23 protein-coding genes are annotated in these 17,890 nt (G+C 67.9%); 14 read left to right on the top strand and 9 right to left on the bottom strand.

What is annotated here, in order from left to right:
- Positions 1-6 precede the first annotated feature (6 nt).
- The 12 genes from U5S82_14175 to U5S82_14230 all read left to right on the top strand — a co-directional run bounded on the left by U5S82_14175 (position 7) and on the right by U5S82_14230 (position 8,987).
- Positions 7-1,488 carry a TonB-dependent receptor gene (locus U5S82_14175; GenBank protein ID MDZ7752776.1) on the top strand — a complete coding sequence of 494 codons (1,482 nt, stop codon included), beginning with the start codon at positions 7-9 and terminating at the stop codon, positions 1,486-1,488.
- A 329-nt stretch (positions 1,489-1,817) separates the two neighbouring features.
- Positions 1,818-2,708, top strand: coding sequence for a metal ABC transporter substrate-binding protein (locus tag U5S82_14180; protein MDZ7752777.1), 891 nt, complete (start codon positions 1,818-1,820; stop codon positions 2,706-2,708).
- Positions 2,708-3,271, top strand: coding sequence for an ATP-binding cassette domain-containing protein (locus tag U5S82_14185; protein MDZ7752778.1), 564 nt, complete (start codon positions 2,708-2,710; stop codon positions 3,269-3,271). The genes U5S82_14180 and U5S82_14185 overlap by 1 nt, the downstream gene beginning before the upstream one ends.
- Entirely contained in the window at positions 3,268-4,056 is a 789-nt protein-coding gene (locus U5S82_14190; protein MDZ7752779.1) for a metal ABC transporter permease, read from the top strand. Before U5S82_14185 ends, U5S82_14190 begins: the two co-directional genes overlap by 4 nt.
- Before the next feature lie 189 nt (positions 4,057-4,245).
- Positions 4,246-4,437 carry a hypothetical protein gene (locus U5S82_14195; protein MDZ7752780.1) on the top strand — a complete coding sequence of 64 codons (192 nt, stop codon included), beginning with the start codon at positions 4,246-4,248 and terminating at the stop codon, positions 4,435-4,437.
- A gap of 163 nt (positions 4,438-4,600) precedes the next feature.
- A complete protein-coding gene (locus tag U5S82_14200) occupies positions 4,601-4,816 on the top strand; it encodes a hypothetical protein (GenBank protein ID MDZ7752781.1) in 216 nt (71 codons plus the stop codon).
- 244 nt (positions 4,817-5,060) lie between these two features.
- Positions 5,061-5,435, top strand: a complete 375-nt coding sequence (locus U5S82_14205; GenBank protein MDZ7752782.1) for a DUF6746 family protein — start codon at positions 5,061-5,063, stop codon at positions 5,433-5,435.
- Between the two features lie 384 nt (positions 5,436-5,819).
- A complete protein-coding gene (locus tag U5S82_14210; GenBank protein ID MDZ7752783.1) occupies positions 5,820-6,503 on the top strand; it encodes a MotA/TolQ/ExbB proton channel family protein in 684 nt (227 codons plus the stop codon).
- Positions 6,457-6,888, top strand: a complete 432-nt coding sequence (locus U5S82_14215) for a biopolymer transporter ExbD (protein ID MDZ7752784.1) — start codon at positions 6,457-6,459, stop codon at positions 6,886-6,888. The genes U5S82_14210 and U5S82_14215 overlap by 47 nt, the downstream gene beginning before the upstream one ends.
- A gap of 3 nt (positions 6,889-6,891) precedes the next feature.
- Positions 6,892-7,299: a biopolymer transporter ExbD gene (locus tag U5S82_14220; GenBank protein ID MDZ7752785.1), complete on the top strand. Its 408-nt coding sequence runs from the start codon at positions 6,892-6,894 to the stop codon at positions 7,297-7,299.
- Positions 7,296-8,177, top strand: coding sequence for an energy transducer TonB (locus U5S82_14225; GenBank protein MDZ7752786.1), 882 nt, complete (start codon positions 7,296-7,298; stop codon positions 8,175-8,177). Before U5S82_14220 ends, U5S82_14225 begins: the two co-directional genes overlap by 4 nt.
- Positions 8,178-8,612: 435 nt before the next feature.
- Positions 8,613-8,987 carry a hypothetical protein gene (locus U5S82_14230; protein MDZ7752787.1) on the top strand — a complete coding sequence of 125 codons (375 nt, stop codon included), beginning with the start codon at positions 8,613-8,615 and terminating at the stop codon, positions 8,985-8,987.
- Positions 8,988-9,139: 152 nt separating this feature from the next.
- On the opposite strand, the gene U5S82_14235 is transcribed toward U5S82_14230, so the two are convergent.
- The 8 genes from U5S82_14235 to U5S82_14270 form a co-directional block, all read right to left on the bottom strand.
- Complete coding sequence (locus tag U5S82_14235; protein ID MDZ7752788.1) at positions 9,140-9,619, bottom strand: HAD-IC family P-type ATPase; 480 nt, start codon at positions 9,617-9,619, stop codon at positions 9,140-9,142.
- Positions 9,606-11,225 (bottom strand): HAD-IC family P-type ATPase, encoded by a 1,620-nt coding sequence (locus U5S82_14240; protein MDZ7752789.1) that lies wholly within the window; start codon positions 11,223-11,225, stop codon positions 9,606-9,608. Before U5S82_14240 ends, U5S82_14235 begins: the two co-directional genes overlap by 14 nt.
- 3 nt (positions 11,226-11,228) lie before the next feature.
- A complete protein-coding gene (locus U5S82_14245; GenBank protein ID MDZ7752790.1) occupies positions 11,229-11,441 on the bottom strand; it encodes a hypothetical protein in 213 nt (70 codons plus the stop codon).
- Positions 11,422-11,568, bottom strand: a complete 147-nt coding sequence (locus tag U5S82_14250) for a hypothetical protein (protein ID MDZ7752791.1) — start codon at positions 11,566-11,568, stop codon at positions 11,422-11,424. Before U5S82_14250 ends, U5S82_14245 begins: the two co-directional genes overlap by 20 nt.
- Positions 11,569-11,677: 109 nt before the next feature.
- Positions 11,678-11,905 (bottom strand): FeoC-like transcriptional regulator, encoded by a 228-nt coding sequence (locus tag U5S82_14255; GenBank protein ID MDZ7752792.1) that lies wholly within the window; start codon positions 11,903-11,905, stop codon positions 11,678-11,680.
- 61 nt (positions 11,906-11,966) lie between these two features.
- On the bottom strand, positions 11,967-14,309 hold the full coding sequence (gene feoB, locus U5S82_14260; protein MDZ7752793.1) for a Fe(2+) transporter permease subunit FeoB: 2,343 nt from the start codon (positions 14,307-14,309) through the stop codon (positions 11,967-11,969).
- Positions 14,309-14,536 carry a FeoA family protein gene (locus U5S82_14265; protein ID MDZ7752794.1) on the bottom strand — a complete coding sequence of 76 codons (228 nt, stop codon included), beginning with the start codon at positions 14,534-14,536 and terminating at the stop codon, positions 14,309-14,311. The genes feoB and U5S82_14265 overlap by 1 nt, the downstream gene beginning before the upstream one ends.
- Before the next feature lie 35 nt (positions 14,537-14,571).
- Entirely contained in the window at positions 14,572-14,814 is a 243-nt protein-coding gene (locus U5S82_14270; GenBank protein MDZ7752795.1) for a ferrous iron transport protein A, read from the bottom strand.
- 237 nt (positions 14,815-15,051) lie between these two features.
- Here U5S82_14270 and U5S82_14275 point away from each other — a divergent pair, with 237 nt between their 5' ends.
- Together U5S82_14275 and U5S82_14280 are read left to right on the top strand one after the other, a co-directional pair.
- The gene (locus tag U5S82_14275) at positions 15,052-15,405 is read left to right on the top strand and encodes a heavy-metal-associated domain-containing protein (GenBank protein MDZ7752796.1); all 354 of its coding nucleotides are present in this window, start codon (positions 15,052-15,054) and stop codon (positions 15,403-15,405) included.
- A gap of 174 nt (positions 15,406-15,579) precedes the next feature.
- Positions 15,580-16,590 (top strand): GTP-binding protein, encoded by a 1,011-nt coding sequence (locus tag U5S82_14280; GenBank protein MDZ7752797.1) that lies wholly within the window; start codon positions 15,580-15,582, stop codon positions 16,588-16,590.
- 497 nt (positions 16,591-17,087) lie between these two features.
- Here U5S82_14280 and U5S82_14285 read toward each other — a convergent pair whose 3' ends face one another.
- Entirely contained in the window at positions 17,088-17,849 is a 762-nt protein-coding gene (locus U5S82_14285; GenBank protein ID MDZ7752798.1) for a DUF2796 domain-containing protein, read from the bottom strand.
- Between the last annotated feature and the right edge of the window lie 41 nt (positions 17,850-17,890).

The raw sequence follows: 17,890 nt of genomic DNA on the forward strand, positions 1-17,890 counted from the left end.
AGAGCCATGAAGCAGTTGATGACCGGCGCCCTGGCGGCGGCCGCTCTACTGGCACCCTTGGGTGCCGGCGCGGCCGATGACGCGGATATCGCCGAACTGAAGACCATGATCCAGCAGATGAAGACGGACTACGAGCGCAAGATCGAGGCCCTGGAGTCCCGTCTCGAGGAGGCCGAGCGCACGGCGGGCGAGGCCGCCGGCAAGGCGGACAGGGCGAGCCGCGAGGTGGCGGCGAAGCCCGTCCCGTCCGCCAGGCGGGGGGGCAGCCGCGGCGCCGTCACCTCGGGTAACGCCTTCAATCCTCAGATCTCCGTTATCCTGGACGGCAATTACTACACCGACGATGTGGACGGCGAGGGCACGGAGCTGCTCGGCGAGGCCTTCCGCGCCGGTGCCGGCCATGGTCACGAGGACGAGGGCGGCGGCGAGAACGAGCATGCCCACGGCGGGGCCGAGAAGGGTTTCAACTTCCGCGAGGCCGAGGTGTGGCTTTCCGCCACCGTGGATCCCTACTTCGACGCCCAGGCCACCCTCACCTTCGACGACGGTGGCGGCGGGGAGATCGAGGAAGCTTTCCTGGAGACGCGCTCCCTGCCCGGTGGCCTCAAGGTGAAGGCCGGCAAGTTCTTCAGTGACTTCGGTTACATGAACCGTCAGCACCCCCACGAGTGGGATTTCGTGGACCAGAACCTCGCTCACCAGAACCTGTTCGGCTTCAATCTGGCGGATACCGGCGTCCAGCTCACCTGGCTGCCGGAGCTGCCCGTCTACACCCTGTTCGGGGTGGAGGCCTTCCAGGGCGAACAGGAACGCTTCGGCGCCTTTGTAGAAGACGAGGATGAGAGGGACGAGCTGGCGCTGGATGACGAGGACGACGGACCCCGCCTGTTCATCGGTTTCGTCAAGGTGGCCCCGGACCTCGGCTTTAATCATGCCCTGCAACTCGGGGCCTCGGTGGCCCACGCGACTCAGTCCCAGCTCATCGGCGAGATCGAGGAGGAAGAGGCGGGCTTCGACGGCGACGAGACCCTGTGGGGCCTCGACCTGGTGTACAAATACGACTCGCCCCGCTCCTACGGCGCGGGGGATTTCGTGCTCCAGGGCGAGTATCTCTTCGATACCAAGGATATGAAGATCACCGCCTTCGAGGACGACCCCACCCTGGTGGGTGGCACGCGCAAGTTCAAGACCGATGGCTGGTATCTTCAGGGCTGGTATGGCTTCGCGCCCCGCTGGCAGGCCGGCCTGCGCTACGACGCCCTGGGGTCTACCAACAAGGTGACGGGCACCGGCGGTGGCGAGAACTTCGACGAGTCGGACCGTTGGACCGCGGCCCTGACCTACCGGCCCAGCGAGTTCTCCATGCTGCGCCTGCAGGCCGCCACGGCGGATATCGTCACCGGCGAGGACGGGACGTCCGAGGACTTCGACTACGTCTATCTCCAATACATCCTGAGCCTCGGCAGCCATGGCGCCCACAAGTTCTAAGGACGCGCAGGGCGGAACAAGCGCAGTGGTCCCATCGCTGCGGCGGTGGGCCGGGCCAAACGGCGAAAAGCGTAACCACGAAAGACACGAAATGCGCGAAAGGGGAGAAGCCCGGGAAGGTGTGTAGGGTGGAACAAGCGCAGCGGTTCCACCGTTGCGGCGCTGGGCCGAGCCAAACGGCGAAAAGCGTAACCACGAAAGACACGAAATGCGCGAAAGGGCAGAAGCTCGGAAAGGTGTGTAGGGTGGAACAAGCGTAGCGGTTCCACCGTTTGCGGCGGTGGGGCGTTGCCCGGCGTTTGGTTGTTAATCCTATGAAGGAATTCATCATGAATCTATTAAGACGATTGTTAATCCCCGGCATGTTGTGGCTGCCCCTGGCGGCCCAGGCGGCCCTCGATGTGGTGGCCACCAGCACGAGCACCGGCGCCCTGGTGCGCGAGGTGGCGGGCGATCATGCGAAGGTCACCGTCCTCGCCCCCCCGGACCGGGATCTCCATTATTTGCAGGCGCGCCCGACCATGATGCGGGCCCTGCGCAGTGCCGACTTGGTGGTGGCCCTGGGGGCGGACATGGAAGTCGGCTGGTTGCCCCCCGCCATCCGTCAGGCCGCCAATCCGGCCATCCTGCCGGGGCGTGCGGGCTACTTCGAGGCCGCGGCTCAGGTGGAACGGCTGGATGTCGGTGGGCCGGCGGATCGCGCCCGCGGGGACGTGCACCCCGTGGGCAACCCCCACGTCAACATGGACCCCGTGCGCATGGCGCGGGTGGCGCTGGCCCTGGCCGATCGTCTGGCGGAGCTGGACCCGGACCATGGCGGCGTATACCGGGAGCGGGCGGCCGCCTTCGAGGACAAGGTGCAGGCGCGCATGGAGGAATGGCAACGGCGCACAGCCGGTACGCCCGGGGTGGTGAGCTTCCACAAGGATGTCGTCTATCTGCTGGATCGCTTCGGGGTGCCCCATCTCGGTACCCTGGAGCCGGTGCCCGGGGTGCCGCCCAGCGCCAGTCATCTCCGGGAACTGACGGACAGGCTGGCGGGCCGTGACGGCGTGATCCTGTATGCCACCTACCAGCCGCAGCAGGCGGCGGACGTCCTGGCGCAGGCCCTGGGGTGGTCCACCATGAGATTGCCCCTGGAGCCCCCCATGGGTGCGGACGGGGAGGCCTATCTGGACCACATGGAACGCTGGGTGGACGCCCTCGCCACGGACGGTTGATGGCGGCCCCGCTGCTCGAGGCGACGGACCTGGTGGCCGGCTATGGCAAGCCGGTGGTCGGTCCCTTGTCCTTCACGGTGGAGCCGGGGGAGGTGGTGGGTCTATGGGGGGCCAACGGCAGCGGCAAGTCCACCCTGCTGCGGGCCATCGCCGGCACCGCCCGCGTCTTCGGCGGGCGCCTGGAACGCCGGCCGGGGCTCGCCGTGGCGTGGCTGGCCCAGCAGCCGGTGCGCCTGGAGGAGATGCCCTTCAGTGGCCACGATTACCTGCGCCATGCCGGGGTCCGGGACACTCCCCCCGGTCGCCTCGCCGGTTGGCTGGACAGACGGGTCGACGCCCTGAGCGGGGGCCAGTTTCAGCTGCTGGCGGTGTGGTCCGTGGTGGGTGGCCCGGCGGACCTGGTGATGCTGGATGAGCCCACCAATAACCTGGATCCGGAAGGGGAGGCCATGCTCGCCGGTATCCTGAAACAGGAACGGGGCCGGCGTACGGTGCTGCTGGTGAGCCACGAACGAGGTTTCCTGCAAGAGGCCTGCAGCCGGGTGTTGGAGGTCGGGTCGTGAACTGGGCCATGGTGGCGGACCCCTTGTTCCATCTGCCCTTCGCCGCCGGTCTGGTGATAGCTCTGGTGCTGCCCCTGCTGGGAGTGCTGTTGCGGTTGCGGGACGAGTGGCTGGCGGCCCTGGGCCTGGCCCACCTGGCCGGAGCGAGCGGACTGGTGGGGCTGGCGGTGGGGCTGCCGGTGGTCCTCGGTGCTCCCCTGGGCGCCCTGGTCGGAGCGGCCCTCAAGACCTTCGGGCGTTTCCGCGGCAACACCGTCTACGGGGTTATGATCCTGGTGGGCTGGGCCACCACCCTGCTGGTGGCTGCCAACACCGCCCTCGGCAGCGTCATGGGCCATGCGCTGGTGGAGGGCCAACTCTACTTTGCCGGCCCCATTCATCTTGGGAGCGCCCTGGTTTTCGCCGTGGTGGCGGCGGCGGTGCTGCCGTGGGTCATGCCCCGGCTCATCCGCGCCCGCCTGTTTCCCGGTCACGAGACATCCAACCGCTTGCCGGCGTGGCGCTGGCATCTCGCCTTCGACATGCTGGTGGCCCTGGGCATGGCCATGGGCACCGGCATCCTCGGCCTCATGGGTGCCTTCGCCCTGGTGTTCGTGCCTCCCTGGGTAGCCTTCCGTCTGGCGCCCCACTGGCGCGCCTGCCTCGTCATCAGTGCCGCCATCGCGGTGGTCGCCTATCTGGTCGCCTTCGCCATCGCCCTGGCCGGGGACCAGCCCTTCGGCCCGGTGCTGGTGGCCGTGCTGGTGGCGGCGGGCGGGCTGGCCCTGGTGCCGGTCAGGCGCTGAGCCGTTCCCTGGCTGAATACTGTGATGGCCCTTATCGAAGGGCCGTCAGGTCCTACAAGCATTCCGTCCCTCGCCCGTGTCGGCACCCTCCACTGGATTACGATTAATTCCCATTTGCAATCTTCGTAAAAGGAAATGAGAATTAGTCGCGTTAGTATGTATTTGGCAACTCATCGAGGGAGAAGACCCATGGCAAGCATGTACAGAGGCGGCAGCGCCTGGTTGGGGGATCGGGGGGTGGTGATCATCGACGGCGACCAGTCCATGGTACGCCTGGTGCGTGCACCGGGGCGGGAGGCCGCGGAGGATGATCCCGACCTGTGCGAAAGGATGGCCCGCAATATCCTCAAGGGCTATCTTCACATCACGGAACAGGGCTGAAGGAGCAGGACCCTGGCGGCGCCGTGGATTTCATCACCCCCATCGCCCACGACGGCCCGGGCACCCGGTTGTTCATCAATGGTGACAGCCACGGCCAGGTGCAGGATACGTCGCCCTCAATCCCCGCCTCGGAGTCATCCACCACCCGACCCCCGACGTCGAGGTGTTCGCCAACCTGAGCCGCCTCTACGAGCCGCCCACCAACTTCGAGGTGGACGACGACGTGCGGGGCGGCAACGAGGCCCTGGATGCCGTGCGCTGGATGGTCTTCGAAGTGGGCTCCCGGGGTACCCGGGCGATGGCTCTGGGCGCGCTCCTGATCGCCGGAGTCACGGGCATGGGCATAGCGCTGTTCCTGCGGGCACCGGGGCGGCGATGATAAGCGCCATGGAGGCTGCGAGGGTCCTGTGGACGGAGCGGCGGGTTGATCCGCGTGCCTATCCATCGGTCCCGGGGCTGGGCACGCGCCATGGGCCAGGCCCATGTTTTGCAAATGCGAATCATTATTAATATACTGGCGGCGGTGGTCTTTCGTACCCGTGCTCGAGGCCTCGCCCGGCGCGGCCGGGTGTCGGCCAGACCCCCAAGATCGACTATTTCAACCGTATTTAGAGGAGTCCCAGATGAGCCATTATTCACGGATACTGATTCTCGCCGGCAGCCTGGCCCTGGCCGGCGCGGCCCCGGCCAGCGACGATGTCGAGCATTACGAGGGCAAACCGGCCGAGACCCTGGAGCAGGCGGTGGCCAATTTCTCCGAGTACAATGCCAAGCTGGCTGCGGTGCTGGAACAGAAGGAGCTGACGCCCCAGGATCTGGCCACCGTTCACCAACTCACCTATACCCTCGAGAACGCATTGGAACGCATCAACCACGACTTCTCGGCATTGGCGGAGACCCTGGAGGCCATCCATCTGGCATCGGAAAGGGCGGATGCCGAAGGGGTCGGCTCGAACGGTGCCCGCTACCTGGATACCGCCCGCAAAGTGGTTCCCTGATGGCGGTGGGCGGCCCGGGCCTGTAACGGGCCGGATGCGGCTTGCCCCGGAGCGGGAGATGGCCTCGGGCGTGCCGGCAGAAGGTCGATAGATCGGGGCCTTGGCACCGGATCCCAGGGGTGGCGATCAACGCCCTGGTGGTCCGTTTCTGGGACGCGCCGGCGTGGTGAAGCAGGGGGCGAACCAGGGGTGTCGCAGCTCCTGGATGGCGCCTCAACATTGAACGCAATCGACCGACGTGATAAAAATGATTCGTATTAGCGCTCCGTAACGGCCAGACCGTGGCGGGCGGTTGCGCATCCATGGTCTCGAGGAAATCCGGCAATGAACGACCAATTACAATCTGAACTCACGGCCCTGGGGGCATCTGGGGGCGAACCTTTGATGGAGGGCTTGCGGGAGTTGCTGGCCACCGGCGGGCCGGTGGTCGCCATCCTGCTCGCGATGTCGGTGACGGCCCTCACCATCGTCCTGGTCAAGCTGTGGCAGTTCAGTGCCGCGCGCCTCGGCGACCGCGAGACCGCCCACCGTGCCCTGGCCCTCTATCGCTCCGGCCGTATCGGCGATGCCGTGGCCATGGCGGCGGGCTCGCGCAATCCGGTGGCCCAGGCCCTGGCCCGGGCGATCCGCGGCCAGCAACGCAACCTGCCGGAGGCCAAGGTGCGGGAGGAGGTGGTGCGCTGGGGCAGCGATGTGCTGGAGAGCCTGCGTCACTGGTTCCGGCCCCTGGAGGTGATCGCTTCCCTGGCCCCCCTGCTGGGCCTGTTCGGCACCGTGCTCGGCATGATAGAGGCCTTCCGCCAGTTGGAGCAGGCCGGCAACCAGGTGAATCCCGCCATCCTGTCGGGGGGTATCTGGGAGGCCCTGCTCACCACCGCGGTGGGCCTGGCGGTGGCCATTCCGGTGGTGGTCCTGCTCAACTGGCTGGAACGCAAGGTGGACCGCCTCGCCCACGAGATGGACAGCGTGGTTACCCGGGTATTCACGGAGGACCTGTCGGACGTGACGGACGAGGAAGACCATGGAGTCGAACGGCTCAGCCCAGCCGCTGCCGCGGCTGGCGAATAACGCCCGCCGGCGGCGCCCCCTCATCAGCCTGACGCCACTCATCGACGTGGTGTTCATCCTGCTGGTCTTTTTCATGCTCGCCTCCAGCTTTCTCGACTGGCGGTCCATCGACCTGAGCGCCCCTGCCCGGGCGACGGCGGCCACCACCCTCGAGGGCGCGCTGCTGGTGGAGCTGCGGCCCGAGGGGATCCGGCTCTCCGGCGAGTCTCTGTCTCTCGATGCCCTCGCCGCTCGGGTGGCCGAGCGGGTGGCGCGCCGCCCCGATCAGCGGGTCCTGGTGAGGCCCGCCCGCGGGGTACCCCTGGAGGCGGTGGTGGACGTGCTCGACCGGTTGGCGGGGGCCGGTGTGCGTTCCTTGTCCCTGGTCCGCTCTCAGGGGGGCTGAGCCATGCGTTTCGAGAGCCCCCGCCCCCGCAACGACGAGGAGCGCATCCTGCCCCTCATCAACGTGGTGTTCCTGCTGCTCATTTTTTTCATGGTGGCCGGCCGCCTGGCCGCCTCCGATCCCTTCCACATCGAGCCGCCCCGGTCCGCCAGCGGCGCGGCGGCGGAGGTCCGGGACATGCTGGTGCTGGTGGGGGCCGACGGCCGCCTGGCCCTGGACGGCGCCGTGGTGGATGAGGCCACGCTGGAGGGCGCGGTGGCCGAGCGCCTGGTCCATGAGACCACGGCCGAGGTGCGCCTCAAGGCCGATGGCGGCGCGGAGGCGGTGCGGGTGGTGGAGGTCATGGAACTGTTGCGTGAAGCGGGCGTGGAGCGCCTGAAACTCCTCACGGTGCCGGTGAAAGGCCCGTGACCATCCAACGTGGCTACTGGTTGCCTGCTTTCGGTGTGGCGGCGCTGCTGCATCTGGGGGTCGCGGCCGCCATGTTCTGGCAATGGTCGGATCCCGGGTCCGTGGACGCGGGTATGGGTGGCCTGGAGGTGGCCCTGGGCCCCGCCGGCGGGTCGGCCGGGGCGCCGATGGAGGAGGCCACCGCGGCCGCGTCCGTGGAACCGCCGCCGGCCCCGGTACCCGAGGAGGTTCGGGCGGTCGAAGAGCCACCCCCCGAGGTGGTCGCGGCAGTCCCGGTGGAGACGGTGGAGCCGGAACCCGTAGAAGAGTTGGTGCCCGAACTCAAACCCGAACCTGAGCCTGAACCCGTGGTCATCACCGAGCCGGAGCCTGTCAAGCCGGAGCCCGAGGTGGAACCGCCGCCCGAGCTCGTGGCGGTTGCCGAGCCGGTTACCGAGCCTCTACAGGAGGTCAGTGACGTGCCGCCGGAGCCGGCAGATTCCCACGCCGGGCCCGGCCAGGTGGCCACCGCCGACAGCAAAGGTCAGGGCACGCGTGACGCCCGGGATACCGGCAGCGGTGACGACAGCTCCGGCGGCGGAATGGCCGGCGCCGAAGCGGATTACGCGGCCATCCTCCAGGCCTGGCTGGAGCGCCACAAGGAGTACCCCCGGCGCGCCCAGCGGCGCCGCCAGGAGGGTACGGCGCTGCTCTACTTCGTGATGGATCGCGAGGGCCATGTCTTGAACTACCGCATCGAGGAGAGTTCCGGCTTCGGCTTGCTGGACCGCGAAGTGGAGCGCATGATCGAGCGCGCCCAGCCCCTGCCGCGCATGCCCGAGGACATGCAACAGGCGCAGCTCGAACTCAAGGTGCCGGTGCAGTTTTTCCTGCGATGAGGCGCGTTAACGTGAAAGACGCGAAGCACGCTCTCCCCCTCTCCTTCTGAGAGAGGAATGGGGTGAGGGAACAAACATGGCGATACGCGCTCCTCTTTCATCATTTCGGGCGGCGCGTATCGCCATGAGAGTTAACCACGAAAGACGCGAAAATAGGAAAGTAAAAGAGGTTCGTTAGCAGAATTCGTGGGTATAGAGGGCATAATTTCCTCTCGCCAAGATGCCAGGAACGCCAAGAAATCAGCTGTTTGAATGTCGGGATGAATCCCGACCTACATCCGTGCCAAAGGAATGGGTGGTGGGGGTGCTGTGTAGGTCGGACTGTAGGTCGGGCTTCAGTAGGGTAGGTTGGGGTGAGGAACGAACCCCAACATCAACACTGATCCCAGGCGTCGGTAACTCATGGGGCCACCGCGTCGATGCCAGGCACCGCCGATGATTGCTCCCCGTAGGCTGCTGCGGTGGGCCGAGGTTACCACCGCCCTCGCGCTCGTCGCCATCTTCGCCGCGGTGGTGGCCTCGGCCTTGCAGGACGCGCGCTTCGAGGTGGTGAACGCCAGCGGTGAGGTGGCGGAGGTCACGGCGCTGTGGCGCGATCGGCGGCGGGAACTCGGTCGCGTCGCCCCGGGCCAGCGTCTCGGCTTCACGGTCGACGACGAGGGGGGCATGGCCTTCGCGGCTCGTTTTCCATCGGGGCGGACCCTGGCCAGCGAGCCCGTTTACTTCACCGACGGCACCGCCGTAATCGTCACCGTGGGGGATGGCGGCATGGACGTCCGGCATGACTTTGACGGCGCGCCGGCGGATTGAGACTCGGGCCGCCCCTGGCGCGGGGAGAGACCTCGGAACCCTACGGCCTACAGGAACAGATGCAGGCGCCAGCCATCCCCGCCACCGTCCCGCACCGACTGGGTCTGAGGGCGATGGGCTGGGGGCCTCGGGGGAGGAATGGTCGCCGGGTGCTATGCGTCCCCGGCCTTGCCGCTACGGCCGCCCGCCAGGGCGTTGATCAGGATACCGATGGTGGTGCCGTTGTGGAGCAGGGCGCTGGCCACCGGTGACAGCCAGCCCGCCATGGCGCCGGCCAGGATGCCGGTGTTGATGCCCACCGCCAGGTTGAAGTTGGTGCGGATGAGTCCCATGGTGTGAGCGGAGAAGCGGCGGGCGTCCGCTACCGCCCCCAGGCGGTCCTCCAGCAGCACGATATCGGCGGTGGCCCGCGCGATGTCGGCGCCGCGGGGCATGGCGATGCCCACCTCGGCGGCCGCCAGGGCGGGGCCGTCGTTGACGCCGTCACCGACGAAGGCCACCCGGTGACCCTGCCGCTGCAGGGCCTCGATGACTCCCGCCTTGGCCTCCGGCTGCATCTCGGCGTGCACCTCGTCGAGGCCGAGTTCCGCGCCCAGGGCCTCGGCCTTGGCTCGCTGATCACCGGTGATCATTATCAGCCGCTCCACCCCCAGGGCGCCGCAGGCGTGTCAGGGCGGCGGCGGCCTCGGCGCGCAGGGTGTCCCGCAGTGCCACCAGCCCCAGGGGCTCGCCCGCGCTGCCCACGTAGAGCAGGGTCTTGCCGGCCTCTTCGAGGCCGTCGATGAGGGGCTGGTGGGGGGCGAAGGAGAGGCCCTCGTGTTCCTCCAGGTAGTGGCGGCTGCCGATGACCACCCGCTCGCCGCGCACCTCGGCGGACATGCCATGGGCCACCAGGTAATCCACCTCGCCGTGAGTGATATGCTGCAGGTCCCGCTCGCGGGCGGCGTCCACCACCGCCCTGGCCACGGGATGGCTGGCATGCTCCTCCACCGACGCCACCAGGGCCAGCAGATCCCCTGCGGTGCACCCGGCATCCGGCGCCACCACCTCCACGTCGGTGACTGCCAGCTCGCTGTGGGTGAGGGTGCCGGTCTTGTCGAACACCACCGTGTCCACCGCGGCCAGGTGTTCCATGGCCTGGCCGCCGCGGATCAGCACGCCGTGACGGGCGGCCTGGTACATGCCGGACTTGAAGGCCACCGGGGTGCCCAGCTTGAGCGCGCAGGAGTAGTCCACCAGGAACACCGATTCGAGTCGCGTGAGGTCCCGGGTGAGGGCATACACCAGGCCGCCGGTGATGAGGGTCAGGTAGACCCGCCGGTCCGCCAGGTCGTCGGCCATGCGCTGGGTCTCGGAGCGTTTCTCCAGGGACTCCTGGATGAACCGGGAGATGCGGGCGGTGGTGGTCTCCGCGCCCACCTGGGTGGCCTCGACCACCACCCGCCCCTCCTCGATGACCGAGCCGGCCACCACGCGCCTGGGTGCCTCCTTGCGCACCGGGGCGTCCTCGCCGGTGACGGCGGACTGGTTGACCAGGGCCACGCCCGCCACCACCCGGCCGTCCACCACCACCGTCTCGCCCACGCCTACGGTCACCCGCTCCCCCTCGCGCACCTCGTCGCCGGCCACCTGCACCAGTACCCCGTCCCGTTCCACCCAGGCCATGGCGGGCTCGGGCCGCAGCAGCCGGTCCGACTGGCGCTCGGTGCGCTGCTCCAGGTACTCCCCCAGGGCCAGCAGCAGATCGGTGATGGTAGCCGTGTAGACCTGGCCCCGAGCCGCCGACAGGCCCACCGCCAGGGCATCCAGCACCTCCACCTTGACGCCGCGATGCACCAGGGTGTCGGCGCCCCTGGCGAGGGTGGAGCCCACGGTGGCGAAGGTGAGCAGGCGCTGGGCCGGGGGCGGCAGGAAGGGCAGCAGCAACAGGCTCGTGGCGGCGCCGAGGATGGGCGCCATGCCGGCCTCCGATCCACGTCCCGGCGGCGTTGCCGGCGCCTCCGGCGGGCCATAGGCCGCCAGTCGCGCGCGGATGGTGGCCGTCAGGTCCAGGTGCGGCGGATACTCCACCACCAGGGAGCGGGCGCCGCGGTTGACCCGCACCCGCTCCACCCCCGGCACGGTCTCCATCCAGGTCTCGAGCAGACGGGGATCGGTGGAGGGCTCCGCCAGTAGTGGCACCCGGAGCCGCAGGCGTCCGGGGACCTCGTGAACCACGCTGCAGTCGCCACCAGCCATGATCTAGCGCCGGCCGAGACCCAGGGCCCGCCCCACCACGTAGAGCAGGGCGGCGCCCGCCGCCAAGCCCACCACGAGGCGGTCGGCCTTGATGGGGGCATGGTGGCCGTGCGGTGGCCGGGCGCCGCCCAGATGCAGGGAATGGGGCGTCGGCCGCGCCGGGCCGCGGCGCGGGAACAGGACGCGGACCTCGGGACTAGCTCCCTGCCGTGTCATCGCTCTTTACCGCTTCCGCCGCCCGCAACCCCGCTTCGGCATCCTGAAAACGCTCTTTCAACTCCTCCGTGCCCCCCTGGATGAGGGACCACAGTTTCACCGCACCCTTGATGGCGTTGCGCTGCACCGTCTCGTTGGTCAGCAGGTAGGCGGCAGCCGTCCCGGCACGTGGTGGACGATGGTGATGAAACGCCGGAGGTGAAGCAGATCCTGGGGGTCCAATGGTCGAGCAGTTTTCAGTTCCGGTCGTCCACGTATTCGTAGACATCCATGGGGCCCAGGTCGCACTTGTTGCAACCGGCGGTGCACTGGCCGGGCGGCAGGTGGCGGACCCGGCCCTTGCGCTCCAGTACCGCCAGCATGCCGCGCAGGGCATCGGTGTCGGTATCGAAACGGTAGGCCATGTCCTGGAGGGTCACCCGCCTGTGCTCGGCCAGGTAGCGACGCAGCTCGGAGAGGATCATGGGCGTCCCATCCCGCCCGACGCATGGGCCGCCACGCTTCCGGCCTCCCGCGACGCCGCCATCAGGCCCGGCCCTCCGTGACCGCCACCAGCCGGCCCTTCTCCCGCATGCCCCACCAGCGCAGGGCCAGCACCACCGCCGTCCATGCCGCCAGCATCGCGCCGATCCAGGCCAGGGAGGCGGCGGGGTGGCGGCTGAAGACGGCCGCCTGATAGAAGATGGTGGCAGCGGCGTAGGCCATGCCCGTGGTCCAGGCGGCCACGAACAGGGTCCAGCCGGAGCCCGATTCCCTGTAGATGGCCGCCAGGGCCGCGGTGCAGGGGAAATAGAGCAGGATGAACAGCAGATAGGCGAAGGCCCCGGCGGCGCCGTCGAAACGGGCCGCCATGGCGCCGAAGGTGGTGCCGTCCACCCCCAATGATCCGGCGGCCGCATCGGTGCTGGAGATATCGCCCACGGAGATCCCGAGGGGATCTGTCCAGGTGGTCAGGGCGGCGGCCAGGTTCTCCGGTACGCTGAGGAAGGCCGCCGACAGGCCGCCTCCCAGGCTGAAGCCCTCCTCCTCCGCGACGGCCTCCCCGGCGGCGAGGGCGTCCGCCCGCCCGAGGGCGGTGTACATGGAGTCCAGGGTGCCCACCACCGCCTCCTTGGCGAGCACGCCGGTGAAGATCCCCACCGCCGCGGGCCAGTTGTCGGCTTCGAGGCCCATGGGAGAGAAGGCGGGCGAGATGGTGCGGCCCACCTCGGAAAGCACCGAACTCTCGGTATTCTCGTGGCCATAGCTGCCGTCGGTGCCCATGGAGTTGAGGACGTTCAACACCAGCACCATGGGCACGATGATGCGCCCGGCCCGGAACATGAAGCCCTTGGTGCGGTCCCAGGTGCGGATCAACACGCCCTTGACGGTGGGCAGATGGTAGGGTGGCAGCTCCATCACGAAGGGCGTGCTCTCGCCCTGAAGCAGGGTCTTCTTCATGATGAAACCGGTGAGCAGCGCCACCGCGATGCCGATGAGATAGAGCCCGAACACCACGTTCTGTCCCCCCACCGGGAAGAAGGCCGCGGCGAACAGGGCGTAGACCGGCAGGCGCGCGCCACAGGACATGAAGGGCGCCATGACGATGGTCATGATGCGGTCGCGGTGGTGCTCCAGGGTGCGGGTGGCCATGATGGCGGGCACGTTGCAGCCGAAGCCCACGATGAGGGGCACGAAGGACTTGCCGGGCAGCCCCACGGCGCGCATGAAGCGGTCCATGACGAAGGCCGCCCGGGCCATGTAGCCGGAGTCCTCAAGCACCGACAGGAACAGGTACAGGAAGGCGATGATGGGGATGAAGGTGGCGACCACCTGGATGCCGCCGCCGATGCCGTGGGCGATGAGCACGGTGAGCCAGTCCGGAGCCCCCAGGCCGCCCATCAGTTCGGCCATGCCGTCCACCAGCAGGGTGCCGGTGAACTGATCGAAGAAGTCGATGAACGCGCCGCCGATGTTGATGGTGAACATGAACATCAGGTACATGACGGCGAGGAAGATGGGGATGCCGAGGGCGCGGTTCAGCATCACCCGGTCGATGCGGTCCGAGCGGTTGCGGGACACCTGGGCGCGGCGCGTCACCGCCCCCTGGGCCAGGGTGTTGGCGAAGCCGTAACGGCCATCCGCCAGCAGGATGTCCACGTCGTCCGCGAGGCCGGCCCGCAGTTCCGCCAGGCGTTCGGGGGAGAGGGCCGGACCGGCGAGGCGGTGGGCCAGGTCGTCACCTTCCAGCAAGCGGACGGCGAGCCAGCGCGGATCGGCGCCCGCCTCCCGGGCGGTGGCCTCGAGCCCGGGCAGCAGGGCATCGATGGCCTGCTCCAGGCTGCGGTCGTAGGTGATGGATGCGGTGGGGATGGGCGGGTCTTCGACCGCTGCCGACACCGCTTTCTTCACCGCGTCGATGCCCTCGTCGTTCACCGCCACCACCGGCACCACGGGGCATCCGAGGTCCGCCGCCAGTCGTTCCACGTCGATGTCCATGCCCAGGGTGTCGGCCGCGTCCATCATGTTGAGGGCCACCAGCAGGGGCTTGCGCATCTCCACCAACTGGGCGGTGAGATAGAGATTGCGCTCGAGGTTCGAGGCATCGACGATGTTGATGACGAGGTTCGCTTCGTCGTCCTGAACGTAGTCCCGGGCGATCTTCTCGTCCAGAGAGACGTGCTCGTCGGTGACGTCCAGGGAATAGGTGCCGGGCAGGTCGACGACCTCGAATTCGGCGCCATCGTGACGGTAGTGGCCGGTCTTGCGTTCCACCGTGACGCCCGGCCAGTTGCCCACCCGCTGGCGGGCGCCGGTGAGGGCGTTGAACAGGGTGGTCTTGCCACAGTTGGGGTTGCCCACCACTCCGATGGTGTACCTCTTTTCCATTACCCTCTCTCCACTCTCAGGGCGGTCGCCTCGGCCCGCCGCAGACTCAGTTTGAAGCCCCGCACCTGAAGTTCCACGGGATCACCCATGGGAGCGATGCGGGTGATCCGAAACGGCGTACCGGGGGTGAGCCCCATGGCCAGCAGTTTCTTGCGGTAGGCGCGTGTGCCTTCCGCGAAGCCGGCCACGCGACCGGATTCTCCGACGGACATATCATCGAGCGTCATGGAGTCACTCCTCGGATTGCCCGGCGGCTCCCCCCTCATGCGGGTACCACCAGGACCTTCATGGCCATGCCGCCGCCTATGGCGAGGCGTCCGGCGCCGCGCGACACCACCAGGCCGCTGCCCTGGCGCTGGATCACGGTGATTTCGGTGCCCACGTTGAGCCCGAGTTCGGTGAGCCGGCCATCGAGGTTGCGGCCCGCACGCAGGGCGTGGATGCGGACTCGCTGGCCCTCCGCGGCCATGGCGAGGGCGAAGGGTTTTTCTGAGCCGTGAGTCATCGCCGCTGGTGCGCTGGGAAAGGAGTCGCCTGGGGGTTGCTGGAGCATATATTAACTACCATAGCAGGAATGAGAACGATTCCGCTTTGATTTATATCAAGCGTCGGTGGGTGTGGGCAGAGGGACGGGTTTGGGACGGCGGGTGCCATGGAAGGAGCGCATGAGAACGATTTGCATTCCATAACGCGATCGATATACTTTCGGCATGACAGGCCAGCAGCCCCGGAGGGCATTCCCATGAGTCATTATATTCACCATGTACCCGGCCGCTTGCGCGTGCGGTCCAAGGCCTTTCGCTGTAATCAGGGAATCGTCGAGGGGGTCGAACGGGAGTTGCGCGCCCTCGAGGGCGTGCAGGCCGTGCGACACAACCACCGCAACGGCAGCCTGACGGTGCAATATGATGCGGCCACGGATGCCGGGCGCAGGTTGTTCGAGGTGCTGGCTAACGCGGGTTGTATCGCGGTCGCCGAGGCGAGGCACCAGGGCGGCGAGGGCATGGCGGCGGCCTTCGGGCGGGCCATGGTGTCCGCTCTGGCCCAGCAGACGGTGGCGCGCTCGTTCAGTACCCTGGCGGCAGTGCTGCGTTGAGATAAGGTCGGAAAACCGGGCCTCCCGCAAGGCCCGGTGTGTGTGTATCTTCCCTGGAGACCGGGTCGGGATCCGGTGTCTTAACCTCTCCCCTCCGGATCGTTACCATGGCGGTCGTGAATCCCACGATCTTCCCTACGTGTCCTGCCTCGCCGGTACCCCGGTTCCCCCGTCGTGGCTAAACCCATTCCGGCCAATCTGATCATGGGATTCCTCGGTGTCGGCAAGACCACCGCCATCCGCGGCTTGCTCGAGCGCCATCCGGCCGGGGAGCGCTGGGCGGTGCTGGTGAACGAATTCGGCCAGGTGGGGATCGACGAACAGTTGCTGGCGCCCGGTGGGGTGGCCGTGAAGCAGGTGCCCGGGGGGTGCCTGTGTTGTGTCAGCTCGGCGGCCTTCGGCGCCGGCCTGGTTCAACTGCTGCGGGAGCACCGGCCCCATCGCGTCCTCATCGAGCCCAGTGGCATCGGCCATCCCACCCAGGTAATCCACCAGCTTAGCGGCGACGACTTCGCCTCCGCTCTGGAACTGCGGGCCAGCATCACCCTGGTGGATGCGCGCAAGCTTGCGGACGACCGCTATACGACGCATCCGGCGTTCATCGACCAACTGGAGCTGGCGGACGTGGTGGTGGGCAATAAGCTGGATGCCTATGAAGCGGTCGATCGTGAGCGTTTCACCGATAAGGCGCGCGCCTTCGATCCGCCCAAGCAGGCGGTGATGATGGTGGAGCAGGGGCGCTTCCCGCTGGAATTGCTGGACGCCCCGCGCCTGGTTCGTCATGGACGTTTCCCCGCGGCTCACGCCCACCATCTTCACGGGGACGGGACGGACACCGACTGCGCCCGGCCCGCGGACGATGACGGATGGCTGCGGGTCGAAGGCGTGGCTGCAGACGCCCACAGCGTGGGATGGCGCATCCGTGATGCCGTTCGTTTTCGGCGTGCCGGGCTCGAGGCGTGGCTCTCGGGGCTGGCCGGACATCGGGTGAAGGGCGTGGTGGCGACGGATGCCGGATGGCTGGCGGTGAACCTGGCCGATGGGGTCCTGAAGATGACGCCGGCGGGCGGCGCGGCGGAGAGCCGGCTGGAGGTTATCGCCTTCGGCACCCGTCTCGATGCGGGCGCCCTGGATCGCGCCCTGCGGCGCTGCGCCGCGGGTCACACTGCCGAACCTCGGACCTGACTACACACCGCGCACGTGGCGTTCCGTGCTACGGAGGTCCATCCAGTCCGCCGATCCGGCTCCCCTATCCTGTCATTACGGCGCCGGCGAGTTCTAATCCGGCCGGTGGTACGTGCAGCGGGGATTAATGTCGGGATTAATCCCGACCTACATCCGTGCCGCTGGAACGGACGGTGGGTGTGGCTGTAGGTCGGCTGCTCCCGGCAGCCGATGGGATCCCGGCGGGTGGCGGGTGGGATGTCGGTTGCCAGGAGCAACGGACCTACATCCGTGCCGCTGGAACGGACGGTGGGTGTATCTACGGGCCGGGATGTCGGGATGAATCCCGACCTACATTCGTGCCGCGGGAACGAACGGTGGGGAGTGTTTGTGGGTCGGGCTTCAGCCCGACAGCCGGCGTCGGGGGGTACGACCCGGCGCGGGGGCACGGCGTGGGGCCGCGCTAACACCAGGGGTGTCGCCACCGGGAATCGGGTGGACGTGCCGTGGTGGCTAGGTCAAAACGAGAGGAAACGGTTCTCGGGGGTGAGTTCGGCGGCACCCTGGCCCCGGTCGGTGATGAACTGCACGCGGAGTCGCTGGGTGGCGGGGAAGGGCTCGAACAGTCGTACTTCCATCCGCTCGAGGCGGGTCGGGTGTTCGCAGTGGAAGCGGTAGTTCGCGGTGACGTCCGTATGGGTATCCGTCCCAGGGGTATGGTGATCTTCGTGGTCCCGGTGGTTTCCGGAACGGTCATGGTCTCGGCCGGTCTCCTGGGTTTCAGGTTCGCCGTCGTGGCCATGGTGGTCATGCATATCCTCCGGTCCATGGTGCGCGTCCTCCGTCGCAGGTTCCCGATCATGGGCGTGTCGATCATGGCTGTCATCGGGATGTCCCTCGGTATGCCCCTGGGTATGCCCCTGAGTATGCCCATGCCCGGCCGCCATCAGCAGGGGGCTATCCACGGTGTGGCTCTTTAGCGTACAGGCCGCCCGCGCCGGGAACCCGAACAGGGCGGTCCCTGCCTCGAGGCGCCCCAGGGCCTGGGTCACCGCATCCCGCTCGGCGGGGGAGGTGGGGGCGTGCTCGAAACCGAAGATATTGACCGCCGGACTGTCCAGCCCGATATGGACCTCGTGGCCTTCCCGGGCCACGTTGAGGGTGGCCAGGCCGTGGACATGGGCCCCGTGTCCGCGGCGTTCATCGGCCGCGGCCGGCTGGAGTCCCAGACTGGTGGCGACGAGAGCGGCGGAAAGGGCGGTGGCGACGGTGCGGTTCATGGAAGTTCCTCGTGATGGGGGTTGGCAAAGGCAGCAGGCCC

This window comes from Gammaproteobacteria bacterium, from assembly GCA_034522055.1.
Taxonomy (GTDB): domain Bacteria; phylum Pseudomonadota; class Gammaproteobacteria; order JAABTG01; family JAABTG01; genus JAABTG01.

What these genes read in the sequence shown, in the direction of transcription:
- U5S82_14175 (MDZ7752776.1), top strand. Translation starts at nt 7, where the DNA reads ATGAAGCAGTTGATGACCGGCGCCCTGGCGGCGGCCGCTCTACTGGCA.
- U5S82_14180 (MDZ7752777.1), top strand. Translation starts at nt 1,818, where the DNA reads ATGAATCTATTAAGACGATTGTTAATCCCCGGCATGTTGTGGCTGCCC.
- U5S82_14185 (MDZ7752778.1), top strand. Translation starts at nt 2,708, where the DNA reads ATGGCGGCCCCGCTGCTCGAGGCGACGGACCTGGTGGCCGGCTATGGC.
- U5S82_14195 (MDZ7752780.1), top strand. Translation starts at nt 4,246, where the DNA reads ATGGCAAGCATGTACAGAGGCGGCAGCGCCTGGTTGGGGGATCGGGGG.
- U5S82_14205 (MDZ7752782.1), top strand. Translation starts at nt 5,061, where the DNA reads ATGAGCCATTATTCACGGATACTGATTCTCGCCGGCAGCCTGGCCCTG.
- U5S82_14210 (MDZ7752783.1), top strand. Translation starts at nt 5,820, where the DNA reads ATGGAGGGCTTGCGGGAGTTGCTGGCCACCGGCGGGCCGGTGGTCGCC.
- U5S82_14215 (MDZ7752784.1), top strand. Translation starts at nt 6,457, where the DNA reads ATGGAGTCGAACGGCTCAGCCCAGCCGCTGCCGCGGCTGGCGAATAAC.
- U5S82_14220 (MDZ7752785.1), top strand. Translation starts at nt 6,892, where the DNA reads ATGCGTTTCGAGAGCCCCCGCCCCCGCAACGACGAGGAGCGCATCCTG.
- U5S82_14230 (MDZ7752787.1), top strand. Translation starts at nt 8,613, where the DNA reads ATGATTGCTCCCCGTAGGCTGCTGCGGTGGGCCGAGGTTACCACCGCC.
- U5S82_14235 (MDZ7752788.1), bottom strand. Translation starts at nt 9,619, where the DNA reads ATGATCACCGGTGATCAGCGAGCCAAGGCCGAGGCCCTGGGCGCGGAA.
- U5S82_14240 (MDZ7752789.1), bottom strand. Translation starts at nt 11,225, where the DNA reads ATGGCTGGTGGCGACTGCAGCGTGGTTCACGAGGTCCCCGGACGCCTG.
- U5S82_14245 (MDZ7752790.1), bottom strand. Translation starts at nt 11,441, where the DNA reads ATGACACGGCAGGGAGCTAGTCCCGAGGTCCGCGTCCTGTTCCCGCGC.
- U5S82_14255 (MDZ7752792.1), bottom strand. Translation starts at nt 11,905, where the DNA reads ATGATCCTCTCCGAGCTGCGTCGCTACCTGGCCGAGCACAGGCGGGTG.
- feoB (MDZ7752793.1), bottom strand. Translation starts at nt 14,309, where the DNA reads ATGGAAAAGAGGTACACCATCGGAGTGGTGGGCAACCCCAACTGTGGC.
- U5S82_14265 (MDZ7752794.1), bottom strand. Translation starts at nt 14,536, where the DNA reads ATGACGCTCGATGATATGTCCGTCGGAGAATCCGGTCGCGTGGCCGGC.
- U5S82_14270 (MDZ7752795.1), bottom strand. Translation starts at nt 14,814, where the DNA reads ATGACTCACGGCTCAGAAAAACCCTTCGCCCTCGCCATGGCCGCGGAG.
- U5S82_14275 (MDZ7752796.1), top strand. Translation starts at nt 15,052, where the DNA reads ATGAGTCATTATATTCACCATGTACCCGGCCGCTTGCGCGTGCGGTCC.
- U5S82_14285 (MDZ7752798.1), bottom strand. Translation starts at nt 17,849, where the DNA reads ATGAACCGCACCGTCGCCACCGCCCTTTCCGCCGCTCTCGTCGCCACC.